The sequence below is a fragment of the Martinezella sp. CNPSo 3957 genome (assembly GCF_057784395.1).
This window is the reverse complement of the sequence record NZ_JBXSOU010000001.1, coordinates 355,152-373,123: the sequence shown is the minus strand read 5'-3', so window position 1 is coordinate 373,123 and position 17,972 is coordinate 355,152. Positions and strand designations below refer to the sequence as shown.

At 57.9% G+C, this 17,972-nt stretch carries 15 protein-coding genes; 7 read left to right on the top strand and 8 right to left on the bottom strand.

Annotated features, from left to right (window positions below; translation table 11 throughout):
• Positions 1-142 precede the first annotated feature (142 nt).
• Both AC13QE_RS01765 and AC13QE_RS01760 read left to right on the top strand, forming a co-directional pair.
• Entirely contained in the window at positions 143-2,239 is a 2,097-nt protein-coding gene (locus AC13QE_RS01765) for a carboxy terminal-processing peptidase (protein ID WP_488482315.1), read from the top strand.
• A gap of 436 nt (positions 2,240-2,675) precedes the next feature.
• Positions 2,676-3,260 (top strand): IMPACT family protein, encoded by a 585-nt coding sequence (locus AC13QE_RS01760; RefSeq protein WP_488482314.1) that lies wholly within the window; start codon positions 2,676-2,678, stop codon positions 3,258-3,260.
• A gap of 67 nt (positions 3,261-3,327) precedes the next feature.
• On the opposite strand, the gene AC13QE_RS01755 is transcribed toward AC13QE_RS01760, so the two are convergent.
• Positions 3,328-4,617 carry an MFS transporter gene (locus AC13QE_RS01755; RefSeq protein WP_488482313.1) on the bottom strand — a complete coding sequence of 430 codons (1,290 nt, stop codon included), beginning with the start codon at positions 4,615-4,617 and terminating at the stop codon, positions 3,328-3,330.
• A gap of 723 nt (positions 4,618-5,340) precedes the next feature.
• On the opposite strand from AC13QE_RS01755, the gene AC13QE_RS01750 reads away from it, so the two are divergent.
• Positions 5,341-6,900, top strand: coding sequence for a glycosyltransferase family 39 protein (locus tag AC13QE_RS01750; RefSeq protein WP_132721405.1), 1,560 nt, complete (start codon positions 5,341-5,343; stop codon positions 6,898-6,900).
• Positions 6,901-6,968: 68 nt separating this feature from the next.
• Here the strand turns inward: AC13QE_RS01750 and AC13QE_RS01745 are convergent, their stop codons facing one another.
• The 6 genes from AC13QE_RS01745 to AC13QE_RS01720 form a co-directional block, all read right to left on the bottom strand.
• Entirely contained in the window at positions 6,969-7,589 is a 621-nt protein-coding gene (locus AC13QE_RS01745) for a YdeI/OmpD-associated family protein (protein WP_488482312.1), read from the bottom strand.
• A gap of 293 nt (positions 7,590-7,882) precedes the next feature.
• On the bottom strand, positions 7,883-8,515 hold the full coding sequence (locus AC13QE_RS01740) for a phosphoribosyltransferase family protein (protein WP_488482311.1): 633 nt from the start codon (positions 8,513-8,515) through the stop codon (positions 7,883-7,885).
• The gene (locus AC13QE_RS01735) at positions 8,505-9,185 is read right to left on the bottom strand and encodes an energy-coupling factor transporter transmembrane component T family protein (RefSeq protein ID WP_488482310.1); all 681 of its coding nucleotides are present in this window, start codon (positions 9,183-9,185) and stop codon (positions 8,505-8,507) included. The genes AC13QE_RS01740 and AC13QE_RS01735 overlap by 11 nt, the downstream gene beginning before the upstream one ends.
• Positions 9,182-10,705, bottom strand: a complete 1,524-nt coding sequence (locus AC13QE_RS01730; RefSeq protein ID WP_488482309.1) for an ABC transporter ATP-binding protein — start codon at positions 10,703-10,705, stop codon at positions 9,182-9,184. Before AC13QE_RS01730 ends, AC13QE_RS01735 begins: the two co-directional genes overlap by 4 nt.
• A 19-nt stretch (positions 10,706-10,724) precedes the next feature.
• Positions 10,725-11,297 (bottom strand): aminotriazole resistance protein, encoded by a 573-nt coding sequence (locus tag AC13QE_RS01725; RefSeq protein WP_132721415.1) that lies wholly within the window; start codon positions 11,295-11,297, stop codon positions 10,725-10,727.
• A gap of 446 nt (positions 11,298-11,743) precedes the next feature.
• Positions 11,744-12,643 (bottom strand): phosphoribosyltransferase family protein, encoded by a 900-nt coding sequence (locus AC13QE_RS01720; protein ID WP_488482308.1) that lies wholly within the window; start codon positions 12,641-12,643, stop codon positions 11,744-11,746.
• Between AC13QE_RS01720 and AC13QE_RS01715 the strand changes: the two genes are divergently transcribed.
• Together AC13QE_RS01715 and AC13QE_RS01710 are read left to right on the top strand one after the other, a co-directional pair.
• Positions 12,587-13,525: a LysR family transcriptional regulator gene (locus AC13QE_RS01715; protein WP_488482307.1), complete on the top strand. Its 939-nt coding sequence runs from the start codon at positions 12,587-12,589 to the stop codon at positions 13,523-13,525. The two genes, AC13QE_RS01720 and AC13QE_RS01715, sit on opposite strands and share 57 nt — an antisense overlap.
• Before the next feature lie 274 nt (positions 13,526-13,799).
• Positions 13,800-14,342 (top strand): hypothetical protein, encoded by a 543-nt coding sequence (locus AC13QE_RS01710; protein ID WP_488482306.1) that lies wholly within the window; start codon positions 13,800-13,802, stop codon positions 14,340-14,342.
• 74 nt (positions 14,343-14,416) lie between these two features.
• Here AC13QE_RS01710 and AC13QE_RS01705 read toward each other — a convergent pair whose 3' ends face one another.
• Entirely contained in the window at positions 14,417-15,493 is a 1,077-nt protein-coding gene (locus AC13QE_RS01705; protein WP_488482305.1) for a LacI family DNA-binding transcriptional regulator, read from the bottom strand.
• Positions 15,494-15,713: 220 nt separating this feature from the next.
• Here AC13QE_RS01705 and AC13QE_RS01700 point away from each other — a divergent pair, with 220 nt between their 5' ends.
• Positions 15,714-16,667, top strand: a complete 954-nt coding sequence (locus tag AC13QE_RS01700) for a sugar phosphate isomerase/epimerase family protein (protein WP_132721423.1) — start codon at positions 15,714-15,716, stop codon at positions 16,665-16,667.
• A 59-nt stretch (positions 16,668-16,726) separates the two neighbouring features.
• Entirely contained in the window at positions 16,727-17,959 is a 1,233-nt protein-coding gene (locus AC13QE_RS01695) for an ABC transporter substrate-binding protein (RefSeq protein ID WP_488482304.1), read from the top strand.
• Positions 17,960-17,972: the final 13 nt, after the last annotated feature.

The window sequence follows — 17,972 nt, the reverse complement described above, 5'->3', positions numbered from 1 at the left end:
TGACGGTCCTCGCACTCGCGTAACGCAAATGTTTCGAGAATCTTTCCCGAAGGAAAGCATCTGTCCGGTTGCCAAAAAACCATAATTGTTCCACCTAGATTATAGATTGAACATTTAACGTTGAGAATCGGGCCAAGACTTGATGCGTACGAAATATGGTTTCTTCTGCCTGTTCCTGGCATTTGCCTCATCGGCATATGCTGTGGAAGCCGGTTCACCGCCAGTTTTGACACCGCTGCCGCAGCAAGCACAGGCCGCTCATTTGACGGCGCAATTTCTGCAGCGCTTCCACTACAAGCCCGTTCCGCTCGACGACGTTCTCTCCGCCCGGATCATGAATCGCTTCATCAAGTCCCTCGATCCGGATCGTGTCATCTTCCTGCAGAGCGATATCGACAAGTTCATGGCGGGCAGCACCAAGATCGATGACGCCATCAATCAGGAAGACCTGAATATCCCGTTTTCCATCTTCAACGTCTATGAACAGCGCGTCGTCGATCGCATGACCTATGCGCGCAGCCTGCTCACTCAGAAGCTGGATTTCACCGCTAAGGAAGACTATGCGCTTGCACGTGACAAGGAGCCTTGGCCACAAACCGAAGCTGAAAGCGATGATCTCTGGCGCAAACGCGTCAAGAACGACTGGCTGCGCCTGAAGCTTGCCGGCAAGGATGATGCCGCCATTCGCGATACGCTGGACAAGCGCTACGAAAACTCGCTGGAGCGCGCCTATAAATACAAAAACGACGATGTCTTTCAGACGTTCATGGACGCCTATACGACGTCGGTCGATCCGCACACCGACTATTTCGGCGCGACCGCCTCGGCGGAATTCGATATTTCGATGAAACTTTCCCTGGTCGGTATCGGTGCGGTGCTGCAGGAAAGGGACGACTATACGACGATCCGCGAACTGGTTGCCGGCGGCCCGGCGCAATTGTCCGGCAAGCTTGCGGTCGGTGACCGCATCATCGGTGTCGGTCAAGGCGAGAACGGCCCGATCAAGGAAGTCGTTGGCACGCGGCTCGATGAAATCGTGCAAATGATACGCGGCGCTAAGGGTTCGGTCGTGCGCCTCGACATTTTGCCTTCTGATGCCGGGCCGGACGGCAAGCATCACGTCATCAGTCTCGTCCGTGACAAGATCAGCCTCGACAAACAGGCCGCCAAGCAGACGATCCTATCCGTGAAGGACGGCAATACGACGCGCAGGATCGGCGTGATCACCCTGCCGGCTTTCTATGAGGATTTCGAAGCCCGGCGCAAGGGCGACAAGGATTACCGCAGCGCCAGCCGCGATGTCGCCAAGCTTCTCGGCGAACTGAAGCAGGAGAAGGTCGACGGTGTCCTGATCGACCTGCGCAATAATGGCGGCGGCTCGCTGTCGGAAGCGATCGACCTGACGGGGCTCTTCGTCGGCAAGGGTCCTGTCGTCCAGCAGCGCGATGCAGGCGGCGAGGTGGAGGTCGAGAGCGATGATCTTGCCGCTCCGGCCTGGACCGGCCCGGTCGGCGTGCTGATCAATCGCGGCTCGGCATCGGCCTCCGAGATCTTCGCCGCGGCGATCCAGGATTACGGTCGCGGCGTGATCATCGGCGAACCGAGCTTCGGCAAGGGCACGGTACAAACCGTTGTTAATCTCGATCAGGTGGCCCACAATCAGAAACCGAAATTCGGCGAGCTGAAACTGACGGTCGCTCAATTCTTCCGCGTCAACGGGGGTACGACGCAGTTGCGCGGCGTGACGCCGGATATCAGCCTGCCCGGAATTTCGGACCTCAAAGCCTTCGGCGAATCCAGCTACGACAACGCGCTGCCTTGGACGCAGGTGAAGCCTGCGAACTACAAGCCCTGGGGTGACCTCCAGGCGCTGCTGCCGCAGCTGCAAAGCCGTCATGACGCGCGAGTGAAGGATGATCCGGAATATAAGCGCTTCATGGAAGACGTCACCACGCTGAAGGAGCAGCGCGACAAGAAGGTCATCTCCCTCAACGAAGCCGAACGTCGCAACGAGCTGACCGCCCAGGCAAACCGCATCAAGGCGCGCGGGCAGGCGAATGATGGCATCGATACCGGTGAGGATGATGGTCTGCAGGCCAATGAGCGCAGCTTGAGCGCCGATATCGCCATCGAGAAGGCCCGCAAGAACGCAAAGGATATCCTGCAGAACGAGGCGGCCTCCATCGTTGCCGATGAGGCTGACCTCCAAGCCGGCATGTCCAGGGCCGCGGCAAAGTAGTCACGGAGTTCCATCCTGCCTCTCACGGCCGAAGCAAAATGCCAAAAAGTGTGGATGGCTTTCGGGCGACCTCCCGTTCTATCGCCTTGATTTCAAGGCGAATTCGGATTTTAGGTCGAAGACCTGAGATCATGGAGCTTCAGAGCCTCAGCTACGTTTCAGCTAGCCGTTGTACACTGTGTGCGTGCGAATACTTGCGCCCCCAACAAAGTTTCGCACGAGGCGCCGATAAGGCTCTCTGCTCTGCCTCATGCAAATGAGGCAGAGCTTTCCCCGCCTGGATCAGGCTCAACGAGCTTCGGCTACGCCATCGAAGGCCTTGGATACTTTCCACGGCTATGCTCATCATTTTTATCGCAGCGCGGGCCACCGCATGTCTTATCGGCCGGCGGCAACTGCCTCTTCGCAGCGTTCACGAAATTGGCTAAGAGGCCATATGTTTGAGCTTGTTTCGATCGCCACCGCCAATCAGGAAATCAAGCGAAGCCGGTTCGTTGCGACGGCCGCTCCGATCGCCGATACCGAGGCGGCAAAGGCGTTTGTCGCGCAGCACTCTGTCACGGATGCCAATCACAATTGCTGGGCCTGGCGTATCGGACAGAACTATCGCTTCAGCGATGATGCCGAGCCGAGCGGCACGGCCGGCAAACCGATCCTCCAGGCTATCGACGGCTTCGAATTGGATATGGTCGCTGTCGTCGTAACACGCTGGTTCGGCGGCACACTTTTGGGTGCAGGCGGACTGATCCGCGCCTATGGCGGCACGGCCGCGCAATGTCTGCAAGGCGCGGAAAAAAGAGAAATACTGCCGACCATCGCGGCAACGATCGATGTGCAGTTTTCGCATCTCGCTCTCGTAAAAGCGAAACTTCATGCCGGGGCCGGCGTGCAGGTTCTGGAAGAGCGTTTCACCGAATCCGGAGCCCTGCTCAGCGTGACCATAGCCGCGTCGCTCGCCGAACAGGTTTTTGACACTATTCGGGATCTCACGAGCGGCCGCGCCACGGTAAAACTCGATTGAGCGAAGCTCAGGGATATGCCCAAAGGATGATGCTTTCCTGGCCCCGCAATAGGGCGGAGATAGGCCATCAATCGCCTGAGAACACAACGCCCTGAGGTCGCCCCGGTGCGGAAGCGGCCACGCGCAGCACCCCATGAAACCCGACCCAAAGCGCAATCGACCCGAGCGCAAAGCTGCCGAGGATCATGAACATCGGGCTGTAACCGATCTCCTGCGCCAGCCAGCCGCCGATCGCCGGGCTCAGGGATGCGCCGACCCCTTGCATGGTCATAACGACACCCTGGCCGACATTGATACGGCCGGTTCCGTTCAGGATGCGGGCGACGAGCGTCGGCACGGCAACGCTTTGCAAGCCCGCGCCGATACCATCGAGAACCTGAACGGGATAGACACCCCAGGACGTAATCAGATGCGCCGCCACGAAGCCGCGGATCGGCAAGGAGGCGAACGAAACCAGCAGCACGAGCCATTGCCCTCTTCTTTCCGCCATATGCATCGCGATCAGGGAGGTGATGATCATCGTGCCCTGCGCCACCACCACCGTCAGCGCGACGAAGCCCGCGGGATCGGCCTGACCGGCGGAGACGACAGCCAGCCCGAACAATGGCAACATCGCGCCGTTGCCAAGATGAAACAAAGCAAGCGCACCCGCCAGGATCAGCAGCGGCTTCGATTCTGCGAGCACCTTGAAGCCGCTCGGTTTTCTGTGTTTGGGAGGCTCGGCCTCCCCCTGTGAGCCAACGGCAGCAAGGGTTGCACCCCGCGCTTCATCATCGTCGATCGCATCGGATGGGATCATCAGCACGGAAATGATGGTCAGCACGCCGAAGACGGCCGACAGCCAGAACACGGCAGTCAGCCCGAACATCCAGCCGAGCCATCCCGACAGCCCGGCGCCGACCAGGTTGCCGGCATGATTGAATGCCTGATTGTAACCATTCTGCCGATTGAAGCCCGCCTGCCGGACAATGCCGAGAGTAATGCCATTAAGCGCTGGCCCGATCGCAGCGCCGGCAATAGCGGTCGCAACCTGCGACAGCGCCACGACCCAAAAGAGCTGCGACACCAATATGATCATCGAGGCGAGGACCGTGCAGATGCCAAGCACGATCACGCATGTGCGCTTATGCGTGGTCTCATCGATGAAGGCTCCGGCAGGCGCCATCATCACCATCCCCGCAATCCCGCCGATCGTCATGACGGAGCCGATCGAACCGCTTTGCCAGCCATGGGTGACCAGGAAAACGCCGAGGAACGGGCCGATGCCCGCCTGAACATCGGCCATGAAAAAATTCAGAAATCCAAGTGGGACGAGAGCTCGGGATTGCTGCTGGTCGTTGGGGGATGAACGCGACAAATGACAACCACATGGTTCCTGAGATCGTCAAATGAAAAGCGTTGGACGGCAAAAGGTTCCCCTCTATTCGACGGGTGGGGCCCCTTGGCTCGCGGTCCCAGCTGCTTCGGCGAAACCGGCCCTGCCGTCGGTGTTTATCCGACATTGAAGCAGGCAAGCCATCGCGATCTCGATAGCACTTTGGCGTTTGAGGAGAGTTTCGCCTACAGCGGCTCAAAAAAAGAGAAGGATTCGGAGGGAAAGCCGAATCCTTCTCGTCTTGATCGGAGGTCAACCGATCGGGGTGGGCAGCCGCATCGGATTGGAACGATGGGCTGCGGCTACCGACACAGAGTGTCGGATGGCGGTCGGACTCGGAGTTTGAAAAGCGCCCCTCGCCCAAGCTTGGGTTCTATATACATACATTCGGTATGTTTGACAACTGATCTCAAGGAGATTATGGCGACATTCAGAGAAAATTTATTGTTGGCGCCGGGTGTGGCCTTCATACTCCCGCAGCCCTGGTCAATTATTGACCATGCGAATTCGACCGGCAGGATGTCGGAAAGCTGAATGCGATGAATGACGAGGATACTTTAATGACCCGGCTGCTCAGGAACGATATCTGAGGAATAGATCTATCCTCGACATGCCAACCCTAGAAATCCCACTGAAAACGATTGTGCCGTCGCGACATCTATGAGATGGCCGTGCAACGATCTTGGCAATCGCACGGAGAACCGGATGAATCCCCTGGGAAAAGACAGTCTTGCCGGTGCCGGACAGCAGACTGCATCAATCGACAGCAGGTCATCCTCCGAATATTGGTGGGTAACCTGGAGCCTGGCGATATATTTCATCGTGCAGGCAGCCATCCGCATCGCCATATCGAGCTCGCTGCGGATCGACGAAGCGCAGCAGTTTCTCGTCGGCCAATGGCTCGCCTGGGGCTACGACGCCCAGCCGCCGCTCTACAACTGGATTCAGTACGGCATCTTCGAAATTTTCGGCACGAATGTCGCATCGCTCGTCATCGTGAAGAATCTTCTGCTTTTCCTGGTCTATCTCGCCTATTACAAGCTTCTGCGATTGCTCTTGGCCGACAAAAGGCTGGCGGCGGTCGGAACGCTATCGCTCCTGACGATGCCACAGATGTTCTGGCAGGCGCAGAGAGACCTGACGCATACCGTCGGCACCCTGCTTGCGGTGCTCATGTTGATCTATTTCGTCATCGTCACCATCCGTCGCCCGACAGTCCTCTCCTACGCGCTGATCGGGCTTTGGGCCGGGCTCGGCATGCTGACGAAGTACAATTTCGCTCTGGTGATTGGCAGTGTCCTCATCGCGACCTTCTTTCATCCGGTCGGGCGAAAAAGGCTCCTGGACTGGCGCCTCCTGCTGACGCTCGCAATCGCCGTTCTCGTGTTCCTGCCGCACGCGATATGGATGGTGTCCAACATGGATCGGGTCCTGACAACGACTGTCCAAACCATGTCGGAGCAAGGCGCCGGCGGAAAGCTTTCCGATATCGGTTTCGGACTTCTGGAGCTGATAAAGACGAGCGTCGCCATCATTGCTCCCACGAGCGTGATCTTTCTTCTGTTCTTCCGTCAATCATTTCTGCGAGCGCTGCGGGCCAGAAGTGAATGGAGCGATTTCGTCGGCAGGATACTCTTAAGCACCGCCGCCATCTTGGTACTCTTGATACTGGTGATCACGCTTACGGAATTTCGCGACCGCTGGCTGCTACCCTTCCTGTTTCTGCTGCCAGCCTACTTCTGTCTGAAGCTCGATGCAGCGGGACAGCAGAGCCAGGCCGATATAAAGAAATTCCTTTACGTACCCATCGTCATGATGATCGCGCTCCCTCTGATCATAGCCGGAGGCGTCCTCTTTGCGCGGTTTTTCCATTCTTATGAGCATCTGAACGCCCCTTATGCCACCTTCGTGGACAAAGTCGTCACCGCAGAAGGAAAACAACCCTCCGCAGTCGTAACGACGACCTGGCTCAAGGCCGGCAATCTGCGTGTGAACATGCCGCACACATCGGTGGTATCGGCGGAATATCCTGCGTCGGATCTCACCCGCCAGGTCATAGGCGATGGACCGGTCCTGTTGGTCTGGAACGAACGGGACGGGCATCAATCAACTATGCCGAACGCACTGCAGCTATGGCTTACGTCGAAATACGGAACGGCGGCAGAACTGCCGCCGCAGCAGGACATTGCCCTTCCCTATTACTACGGCAAGGAACCGGATCGTTATCACTTTGGTTATGCTTGGTATTATCCCAAACCGAACTGACTTGAGATTGCGCAGCGGCTCGAGCTCATCGATGAGATGATCAAGAAGCAGGAGACATCAATTGCCGGCTAGCGCTCCAGCGCGCCCTTTCCGGCGAGAATATGATTGCGGAACTTCGCAATCCGCGCGGCCCGCGTTTCGGATTTCTTCACGGAGCCGAGGTTGATCACATAGCTTTTCTTTCGCCCTGGCGTCAGATCGTGAAAAGCTTCCGCAAGCTCAGGATCGGAATCCAGTGCCTCGATCAACTCGTCCGGCAATTCGATTTCGCCCACCTCTTTTGCAGGCTTGATGCCGGCCTCCGCATATCCCATCGCCTCCCTCAGATAGGCTCGGATGACGGGCTCCATCTTCGCCACGGCGGCGTTACTCACGAAGCGGATCATATCGGGATGCTGGGTATTCTGCCCTTGCTTTTCGAGCACGCCCTCAGCGTCCTTCATCAGTGCCGCGTTGAAGAAAGTGAGGCGAAAATCGCCGCGAAAGGCGCCGATAATGACGATGTTGCGTTCCTCGTGCATGTAGCATGGATGGGCCCACTTCACCGTCTCGACGAGCCCGGCCTCCAGACAGATTCGGCGCAGTTCGTTCAGACCGTCAATCCATTGCCTGGTGGAACAGTCCGGTGTCGCAAAACGTTCGCAGCGCCCGCATCCCTTGGCAAAGAAGTCCTCGATATTGGTGATCATGTCCTCATCCACTTTATGGTTCGGCTATCTGAAGTATCCACGCCGTCAGCCAGAACAAGACAAAGGCCTGATGAAAGCAAGTGGCCGGGCCATACTCGCAGGATTGCATCCCGGGTTTGCCAGCAATAGCCTCAACTTACGCCATCCCCGCCTTGGCGTCTCCATAGGGCTGTTTCTGATCTGGCCCGAAACTGGATCATCATGTGCGAAATTCCATGTGTAGGACAGTCGGCTGCTCGGGTCGATGACGAGCCCCCTCGATCCAAGATACCGCCCCAGTCGCTGCGGAAAGCTCAAGTGCCGGGGATCGGCTCCCACGTCGAATTGCCGGTCCTGGAGAATTGCGGAATATGGCCGAGGCTCTGAATGAGATCGCAATCGGATCCCAGCGTCTCGCACCAATCGCGGGCTTCCGTCAGAATGACGCCAATGCCGACGACCTCGGCTCCGGCCTTGCGCACCAGTTCCAGCGAGCCCTTGAGGCTCGATCCGGAGGCAACCACGTCGTCGACGACAAGCACGCGCTTGCCGTTGAGAAGGGGGATCGCGGCACGGTCCAGCAGCAGGCGCTGCTCGCCCTTGGAGGTGATGGAGGAGATGCGTTGTTCCAGTGCATTCGCCAAATGGATTTTCGGCGACTTCTGTAGGACGACATACTCATTGAGGCCGAGCGCCCGGGTGACCTCGATGGCGACGGGGATGCCGAGCGTCGCGGTACCGACCACGATATCGGGCTTGAGCGATGCGAATTTGGCGGCAAGCTTGGTGCCGACATGCTCACCGAACTTCACACCGAGATCGATGACCATCATCAGCGAAATGGCAAAATCCGGCTTGATCGCCACGATGGGCAGATCAACGGTATAGCCGGCAACGTCGACCTTCCAGTTCTGCCCGGTTCTCGGGTCGGCGGTCTCAGAGCTCATAGGTCTTATCCTTCATGCTAAGGCGCTGCTCGACCATCAGGCCAACCTCGCGCCAGGTTGTTCGCTTGTGTTTCAGATCATACCCGTAAAGGGTAAGCGAAAACGAGATGGCATGCGCCATGCGGATCGCCTGAACGAGCAGCGGGATGCCGCGTGCCAATGCAAAGCGCAATTTCGTCGGCAGGCCGACATCGTCGATCTCCATACCGCGAGAACGCTGGGCATCCGCAATGCGCTCGAAATCGTCGCGCAGCATCGGAATGACACCGAAGGTCAGCGACAGAACGAGAGTGGCAATGGAGGGTAGCCGCGCGGCGCTTGCCGCCGCCAATATTTCGCCCGGCGAGCTTGTTTCCATGACGAAATAGAAGGCGGCCGTTGTCGTCACCAGTCTGGCGGCCATCGCCGCCGCGACAGGCAGGGCCTGCGGCGTTGAAAGACCCTGCAGCCAGAGATTTATCATCCAGCTCACCATGACCATGCCCGTCAGCAAAGCTGCACCCTTGATGTAGCCGCGAAGACCGGGAACTCTCAGGCCCCACAGAAGGGCCAGGCAGACAAGCGCAAGAGTTACGCCGAACCGCCAATCGGGAGCAAACCAGGCAGCCAGCATGATGATGAAGGCAATGCCCAGTTTGATAAAGAAATTGAGCTCATGAAGCCGCGTCATGCCATGCTCCAGGCCGTCATATCATAGGGCGCCTGCCAGCCGAGAGAACGGAAGACATCGCTTTTCCAGCCCTCTTCCGGCGTTCCCTCGAACGCGATCGTGCCATTGTCGAGGATCATCAGGCGGGTGGCCAGATCGTCGACCAGTTCCAGATCGTGCGAAATCAGCATCACGGCTCGGCCCGAGGACTGCATTGAAGAGATGAAAAGCTCCAGCATCTGCCGCCCTTTGATGTCTCTGCTTAGAAGCGGTTCATCGATGATGGCGACGAGTGCGCCGGTGGCATCGGCGCAGGCCAGCCCCAGCAGCGCCTGCTGGCGGGCCGATAAAGCAAACGGATTGGCTTCCGCCAGGTCGGAGAGTGCGTAGCGCTCCAACGCCGCCTTGGCGCGCGCGACGACGGCGGGGTCGCTCGACGATGCGCTCGACGCGGTGATGGCAAAGATCACCTCACCGAGCACGGTCATGTTGAACAAAATATGCCGCATGTTTTGGGGGATATAGGCGATCTTGCGAGCTCGCGCGGCAACCGACCAGTTGTCGGCCTTCATCCCGTCGAGGAGGATGGAACCCGAGGTGGTTTTCGTCAGCCCGAGGATCGATTTGAACAGCGTCGTCTTCCCGGCGCCGTTACGGCCGATAAGCGCCAGCACTTCTCCGGCCCGGACATCGAGGCTTACGTCCTTCAGCACCGGGTTTCCGCGCGAGCGCGAAAGCTGGCTCGTCAGCCCCGAAACGGACAACAGCGGACGCCCTCGCTCGACAGTCTGCCGCGCCGGCCGAGCGCGCAGCGGCGGCAAAATGCCGGCATCGATCCAGGCGGAATCCTGCCTGAGCACCGTCTCCGGCGGCATGCTTGGAGAGATGCCGCCGCGACGCAACAAGGCAATGCTGTCTATTACGGAGCGAAGCGGCAAAGGGTCCTGCTCGGAAATCAGCAATGTCGGGGTGCTGTCCAGCACTTTGCGCAGGATATTGGACAACCGCACGCGAGCCGCCGGATCGAGCCCGGTCGTCGGTTCGTCCAGCACCAGAATCGATGGGCTCGAGACGATCGCCGCAGCAATGGTGACCATTCGCCGTTCGCCCCCCGAAAGGGTCAGAACCCGACGGCCGCTCAGTGCTTCCAGCCCGAACTCGGTCATCAGTTCGGTGAGCCGGTCCCGGATTGCGCTCCGCTCGACACCCTTGTTTTCCAGCGGAAAGGCGATGACGTCCTCGACACAAATATCCCAAAGCTGATCTTCGCTGTTTTGCGACACGAAGCTGATCGTGTCGAAGAGTTCCCTCTTTGTGAGGGAAGGCAGCGGACGGCCGGCAAGCTCCACCCGCCCGGAGAATTCGGCAACGGGAATGAGACGCGGAATCAAACCCGCGGCAACGCCGAGCAGCGTCGACTTGCCGCTGCCGGCTTCACCACAGACGAGAAGCCGCTGCCCCTGGTCCAGCAAGCAATTGGTCTCGGCGAACACCGGTGCGGCGCCGCCGAAACCAATCGTCAGATTGGCAATATTGAGCACTTGTCGATCCAGATTGGGTTCAGAAGCGCTTGAAACCGGCGGGATGAGCACTCTTCAGAATTTTCAGGGCCGGGATGATCAGAAGCGGCGTGCCGACGACCATTGGGACGATGTCGGACAGGCCGATATAGCCGAAGCCCCACCAGAACGGGAAAATGCCGAGATAGGCAAGGCTTGCTGACACCGCCGCCACCATGATCAGCCCGATGACAAGGCAGACTATGGCGATTTTGATCAGCGCGGCGCGATCGAAGACCGTTTTGGCAGGATCGAAGAAGAGCCCCGGCACGAGACCGGTCAGACCGACCATGATGCCATCAACAATAAGCGAATGCGCGGGTATGAACGTGCCGGCTAGAAGCGACCAGACAATAGTGCCGAGATAGCCGCAGATGAAGCCGCTGCGCCAGCCGAGCAGAATGCCGATCACTGGCGGCAGGAAGGCGAAAATGCGCCACTGAATGATCCCCGGCACGAGTTGGATCGGATTGGCATAGGCCCAAAGCACACCGGTCGCGGCTGCCGCCACGATCGAGAGGACGATGGGAAAAAGTGTATTGCCGTCAGATTGTGACATGCTCGCTGGCTGCATGATTTTGGTTCCTTTAAAAAGTAATTTCCAAAAATTGCCGGAGAACCGGCTGAGAGGCTCTCCATGACCATTCAAGCGCAGGGAAGCGCCTTATCTATAATGCATGCACTTGCTCGGATAATCGCCCATCCGGATCATGAAAGGCAGTGTGAACACGCCACCTGCCAACCTCAGTTACAGTACGTCTCGAACTTCAGAGGCTTGGATGAGTTTTTGAAACGAAGATCGCGAAGCAACCGAGTTGAGATCGAGATAGGGATCGATTGCCGGCTCACAGAAAAACCTTTTCCAAGAACTGAATGACTATGCGTGTTTCTGTTCGTAAAAACCATTTCAGATTGCATATAAAACATGACCTAGCATAGGGGACATCGATCGGCCAATGCATTCATGCGCATCATGGACCGGCTGCTTCAAGATAGCCATGCTAGGGACCGGCGACTTGCCTACATCCCTGCTGCGCTCTTTTGGATTGCCGCGCGTCTTCGCTCGAACTGCGTCAAAGTCTTGCCAGGCGAAGCCTGATCATCCGTCCAGGCGTCCTTCTCGGTGACGAGATCGGGCGTCGCCATCCCGTCGACAATATCGAACTGTGGAATATGTCCCAGGCTGGTCACGAGGCGGGCGTCATCACCCAGCAAATTCCGCCAGGCATGACCCTCGGTCAGAATGGCGCCGGCGCCAATGACGTTTGCGCCTGCACGGCGCACCAGCCTGAGTGCTGCCGCCATGCTGGAACCGGTTGCAATAACATCGTCGACAACAAGGACGCGTCTGCCTTGAAGCAGTTTTATCGAACGGCGATCGAGCAAGAGGCGCTGCGGCACTGCGGTCGTAATGGAACGGACATCCTCGACCAAGGCATCCGCTAGATGAAATTTGGGCGATTTCTGCAAGATGACATATTGATCGATACCAAGGCGCCGCGAAACCTCTATGGCGACCGGCACGCCCAAAGTAGCGCTGCCGACGACAATATCGGGTTTCGACTGCGCAAAATGACGGGCAAGGGCATCGCCGACGAGATCTCCGAACCGGATCCCCATATCGATTACCATCAGCAATGCGATCGCACGCCGCTCGCTCAGTCGGACGATCGGCAGGCTGAAATTTTCGCCCGCAACCTGTACCTGATAGGTTTGAGAAGTCTCAAGATACATCACTGCGGCCTTTTTGGCACATTGTTTGCATTCAAATTCTCGTCTTAATAGACACCAGATCACACGATTTTTACAACCAACAAAATTCGTCTGGTATGTTTCCTTTTCTTCAACGAGGTATAGCTCCGAATGAGCAGGCTCCTGTTTTCCCGCTTCGCGCATTACCTCGACGAGATCGCCAATCACGGCTCGATCAGAAAGGCCGCCGAAAAGCTGAACGTATCGGCTTCAGCGATCAACAAACAGCTCATCAGCGCCGAGGAGGAGTTTGGTGTCACTCTCTTCGAGCGCCTGCCGCGCGGCATGCGGCTGACATCGGCGGGCGAATTGCTCGTCAATGGCTATAGGGAATGGAATAAGGACCTTTCCCGCATCAAATCCGAAATCGAGGAGCTGAAAGGACTTCGCCGCGGCGAGGTGAAAATAGCCTCGTCGCAAGAAGCGGTGCCCGATTTCCTGCCCGCAGTGATTGCGCGGTTCACGAAGGATCATCCTCGTATCCGCAATGCGATCGCAGTGGAGGATTCCGACCGTGTGCGGCAGCTGGTAAGGGATGGGGGCGCAGACTTCGGCCTAACATTCAGCCCCCTGCCCTTGCCGGGAGTGGTCGTCACGCGTTCCGCCGACTTTCATCTCATTGCCATGCTGCCGGGAGATCTCCATCTTGAACGGCCCGAGAGCATATCCATAGACGAATTCTTCAAGAGTCCGACAATTGTACCCGACACCAGTAGCCACCTGCGGGATATCGTCGATATCGCCGCCGCCCGTATCGACATCCGCTTTCAGCCAATCTTGACCACCAATAGCCTGTCGCTCATGCGCTCCATGGTCCGCGAGGGCTGCGGTTTCGGCGTGACGGCCATGCCTGCCGGCAGGCCTCTTCCCCATGAGGTTGGATTGCACTACGCCCGCATAGCGGACAACGACTTACCGCCGATGGTGCTTTCTCTGATCGTCGATCCCAAGCGCAGTCTCTCGATGACTTCAATCATTGCGCGCAGATACTTTGAGAAGTATTTTGATGAGATTTCTCTTCAATGGAAAAACATCGGCCAATCCGTTTGAATAGCCGTTCCCCATCGAGGCAGGATACTATACTTATCCACGCTGCCACCTGACTTCCGCTGATCCTCTTCCTTAAGCGGCATGCAGCAAGGCCGCGAGTCTTATGATTATCTCCGTGAAACTATTCGAACGCAGGAGATTGAGAGCCGCTCTCCCGTTGAAGAAAAGGCAACACACCGAGCGAATTTTGATGCTTGCAAAAGTTGCATAATCTCACGCCTATAAGCCCCTGTCTCTTCCGATGCTAATTCTCGATGTGGCAAGGGAACGGTGAATGACGGATAGCTATGGCCGATCTGGATCCCAGGGGAGAGCGCGAACAAAGCTGCGACTCCTCCCTGCGCTGGAACCACGCCTTGTCGAAGAGAAAACTGAAGAAATTTCCTCGCCCGAAGCCAAGTCGTATCTTTTAAATCCGGCTGATGGAACCATTCGCACGGTGATGCTTCCCGCCGGCAACCGCACCGAGTACATCCGCAAGCTGGTGAGGGCCAGCAAGGTTGCTGTTATCGGCATCGAGGATGCGCATCTTCTCTATACCGATAACAATGGTCTTATCGACGGCCTTTCGAGCGTTACGGATTTGAAGGGGCACTCCTCGCCACTGGCCGGTAATCTTTTGATCGTTGGCAGGGATGAAAGCGGCGCGGCCGCAAGTGTCAGCGCCGGTATCGATGATGTCGCTTCGTGGTTTACCATCATCCGTCCGGTTTTCCTGCCTGTTTTCGAGACGTTGCGCGAATCTCAAACACTCAGCACCCGTGTCATTCGCCTGGATGTCCGGATCGAACGCTCCATACCGAATGTCATACGGTGAGCGGAGAGAGCATGGACGCTCTCGCTATAATAACGTCTTTAGAGCGGGGGGTCTTTAACGCTCGGATGATGTCCCTAAACATTTGACGGCGCCGAACCAAAGCTTTCGCGCCGAATGAGCTTGCTTTCGATGACATGACGCAAGGCCGTTGCCTTATCTGGCGCGTCGATCCGTTCCATCAGCAAGCTCACGGCCATCTGCCCCATTTCCTCCACCGGCTGTTCGATGGTCGACAATGGCGGCAGCGAATACTCACAGACCGGGGCGCCGTCGAAGGACACAATGGAAAGATCGGTTGGAATCTTCCAACCCATGCGTTGAACGCAGCTCATGAAAGAAATCGCCATGTCGTCGCTGGTGGCAATGACGGCCGTGGGCTTCAAGATGAGATCGGCAAATTCCGCTGCCGCAGTGACGCCGATCTGGAAACCATGCTGATAATCAAGGCTGCCGCCGGACCTGACGATCGCCGTCTCCGGCAGACCCGCAGCAGCAAGCGCTTCAACGGCACCCAGATAGCGTTCTCGGTCATGGTAATTGCCCTCGGGACCGGCAAGATAAAGGAAACGCCGGTGGCCGCGAGCAATCAATTCGGTCGTGGCATCGCGAACGGCTTGCCGATCATTGGTTACGACACTCGGCAGGGCTGCGTGGCTCATATCGAACAAAAGGGAGACGATCGGCAGGGCCGAATCCTTAAGCGACCGACCGCCATGGACCGGCAGATCCGAGGAGAGAATGATGGCACCGCGAACCGTGCCGCCGAAAGCCAGATCGAGAATATGGCGCTCCGAAGCCTCGTCGCGATCGAGGTTGGCAATCATGAGATGGTAGCCATTCTGGCTCAACGAGCGGTTTATCCCCTGCAGAACCAGGGGAATGACCTGCGAAACACCGTAATAGAGTGAGCCTGGCAGAATGATCATGACGACATTGGATTTGCCGACACGAAGCCCCCTCGCCATGGCATTGGGGGTATAGCCGAGCTGCTTGGCAGCGGCATCGATCTTGGCGCGGGTCTTTTCGTTGACGCGGCCGGGATTGGCGAGTGCCCGGCTAACCGTGGAGATCGCGACGCCGGCCAGCCGTGCGACATCCGCCATCAGAGGGCCGGAATGCTCTTCTGCCGGCAGATCCTTGTTATTCTTCACTTTTTTGCGTCCTCCCCATGCGCATCGCCCGGGAATGCTACGGCAATCCCAGCCATTTAGCAAACGTTTGCCAAAAATCGCTTGCATAAAAAAACGACTTGTCTACTATCTAGGCACGGCAAACGTTTGCCAATTATAGTGCATTGAAATCATTATGGATTATTTACCGCGGACCATGGCTCCGCGAGCGATCTTCCATGCCTTAACAATGGATAGTCTCATGACCTCTACGGAACGGCTGCACTTTGGTGTCGATCTCGTCACCTTTTTCCACCCCGGATTTTGGGGCGTAGAGGATTATGACGGCATCATCGCGCTATCGCGCAATGAGCCCCGCGCTTTCTGGGACAAGATACTGAATGCCGTGCAAGCCTCCGGCGTCACCGGCGTGGAGCTGACCTTCTCGCCCTTCAACTGGCAGGATGCGACGAAGACCTATGGTTCGGTCGAGAAGTTTGCCGCAGAGCTTTCCAGCCGCGGGCTGACGCTTGCGAGCGGCTTCTTTGCAGAACTCGAAGCCGCCGGCGACTTCACCGAGGCATCAGCGCAGGCCGCCATCATCGACAAGGCAGAAAAATATGCCGAGTTCCTTAAAGCCTGCGGCAGCGATATCATGGTCATCGGTGCGCCGCTTCGCCAGACGCTCGGCGCTCAGCCGGTGCGGTTCTTTGATTTCGAGCAGGCGCGCAAAATTGCCGATTTCCTCAATCGTCTCGGTGCCGCTCTCTACGCCAAGGGTGTGCGGCTTGCTCTCCACACCGAGGCACATTCGATCTTCGCGGCAGCGCGCGATGTCGATCTGCTGATGCTGCTGACCGATCCCGCCTACGTGCATATGTGCCCGGATACGGCGCATATCATCGTTGCCGGCTCCGATCCGCTGCAGCTTGTCGACCGTCACCATGAGCGCGTCATCATCGCCCATTGGAAGGATGCGCTGGGTCCGATGCCCGCCGATACAGTGATCGACGAGCGTATCCATGACCGCCATCGTCCCTATTTCTGTGGCTTCGGCCTTGGCCGGGTCGACTGGCCGGGCTGGGCCAGGCTCCTGCGCGACCGTGGCTATGAAGGCTGGGCCATTCTCGAGCTGGATGCAGCGCCCGATCCGGTCGGCGATATTGCCAACGGCCTGACGCTGGTCAGACAGGCACTCTTGCCGATCTATCGCTGATACCAAAAATCCGAAAACGAATAGCCCCGCCAAGAGGGCTTTCCTGAAGAGGTGGAACGATGAAAAATACAGTGAAATTGCTATTGATGGGAGCCGCACTCGTTACGGCCTCCCTCCCTGCCCATGCGGAAGACAAGCCGCAGGCCGAGGTGATGACCTCCTGGACATCAGGCAGCGAGGCCGCTGCCCTCGGCGTCGTCAAACAGGAGTTCGAGAAGCGCGGTGGCACCTGGAAGGATTCTTCCATCGCCGGTTTCGGAGCGGCCGATGCCGCTTTCCAGAACCGTTTGGTCGCAGGCGACCCTCCGACTGCCAAGCAGGCCGTGCTCGGCCTTGCCAACACCGATTTCGTCAATCAGGGACTTATGAACCCGATCGATGATGTAGCGAAAGCCGGCAAATGGGCCGATGTCCTGCCGAAATCGATCTACGACCTCATCTCCTATAACGGCAAGGTCTATCTCTCTCCGACCGGCGCCCATGGCGAGAGCTGGGCGTTCTATTCCAAGGAGGCCTTCGCCAAGGCTGGCCTTACCGACGAGCCGAAGAGCTGGGACGAATTCTTCTCGGCACTCGACAAGTTGAAGGCTGCCGGCATCCAGCCTGTCGCCTGGGGCGGTCAATCCTGGCAGGAATCCAAGGTCTTCAACATGATCCTGCTGACCCAGGTCGGCATTGACGGCTTCCTCAAGATCTATGTCGACAAGGACAAGGGCGACGCCTCGACTGCAGGCGTAAAGAAGACGCTGGATATTCTCGGCAAGCTCCGCGCCTATGTCGATGAAGGTGCCGCGGGCCGCAACTGGAACGACGCGACCGCCATGGTCATCACCGGCAAGGCCGGCGTGCAGTTCATGGGCGATTGGGCCAAGGGCGAATTCGTTGCGGCTGGCAAAGAGCTCGGCAAGGACTATGGCTGCATGCTTGTACCGCAATCGCCGGGCATGGTCTATGTCGCCGACTCCTTCTCCTTCCCGAAGATCGCCGACGCGGCCGCACAAAAGGGGCAGGTCCTGCTCGCCGAGGTCGCCATGGATCCGGCCGTGCAGGTCGAGTTCTCGCTCAGGAAGGGCTCGGTGCCGATGCGTACCGACGTCGACAAATCTAAGCTCGACGTCTGCGCGCAAAAGGGCCTTGAGCTGATGAGTGCCGGCAAGATCGTGCCGGATCAGGCTCTGATCCTTTCACCGCAGCAGGCCGGCGCACTCAACGACTTCGTCGACGAGTTCTGGACCAATCCGTCCGAAGACAGCGCCTCAGGTGCGAAGAAGTTCTTCGCAATCTTCGAATAGCCTTCCAGCGAGC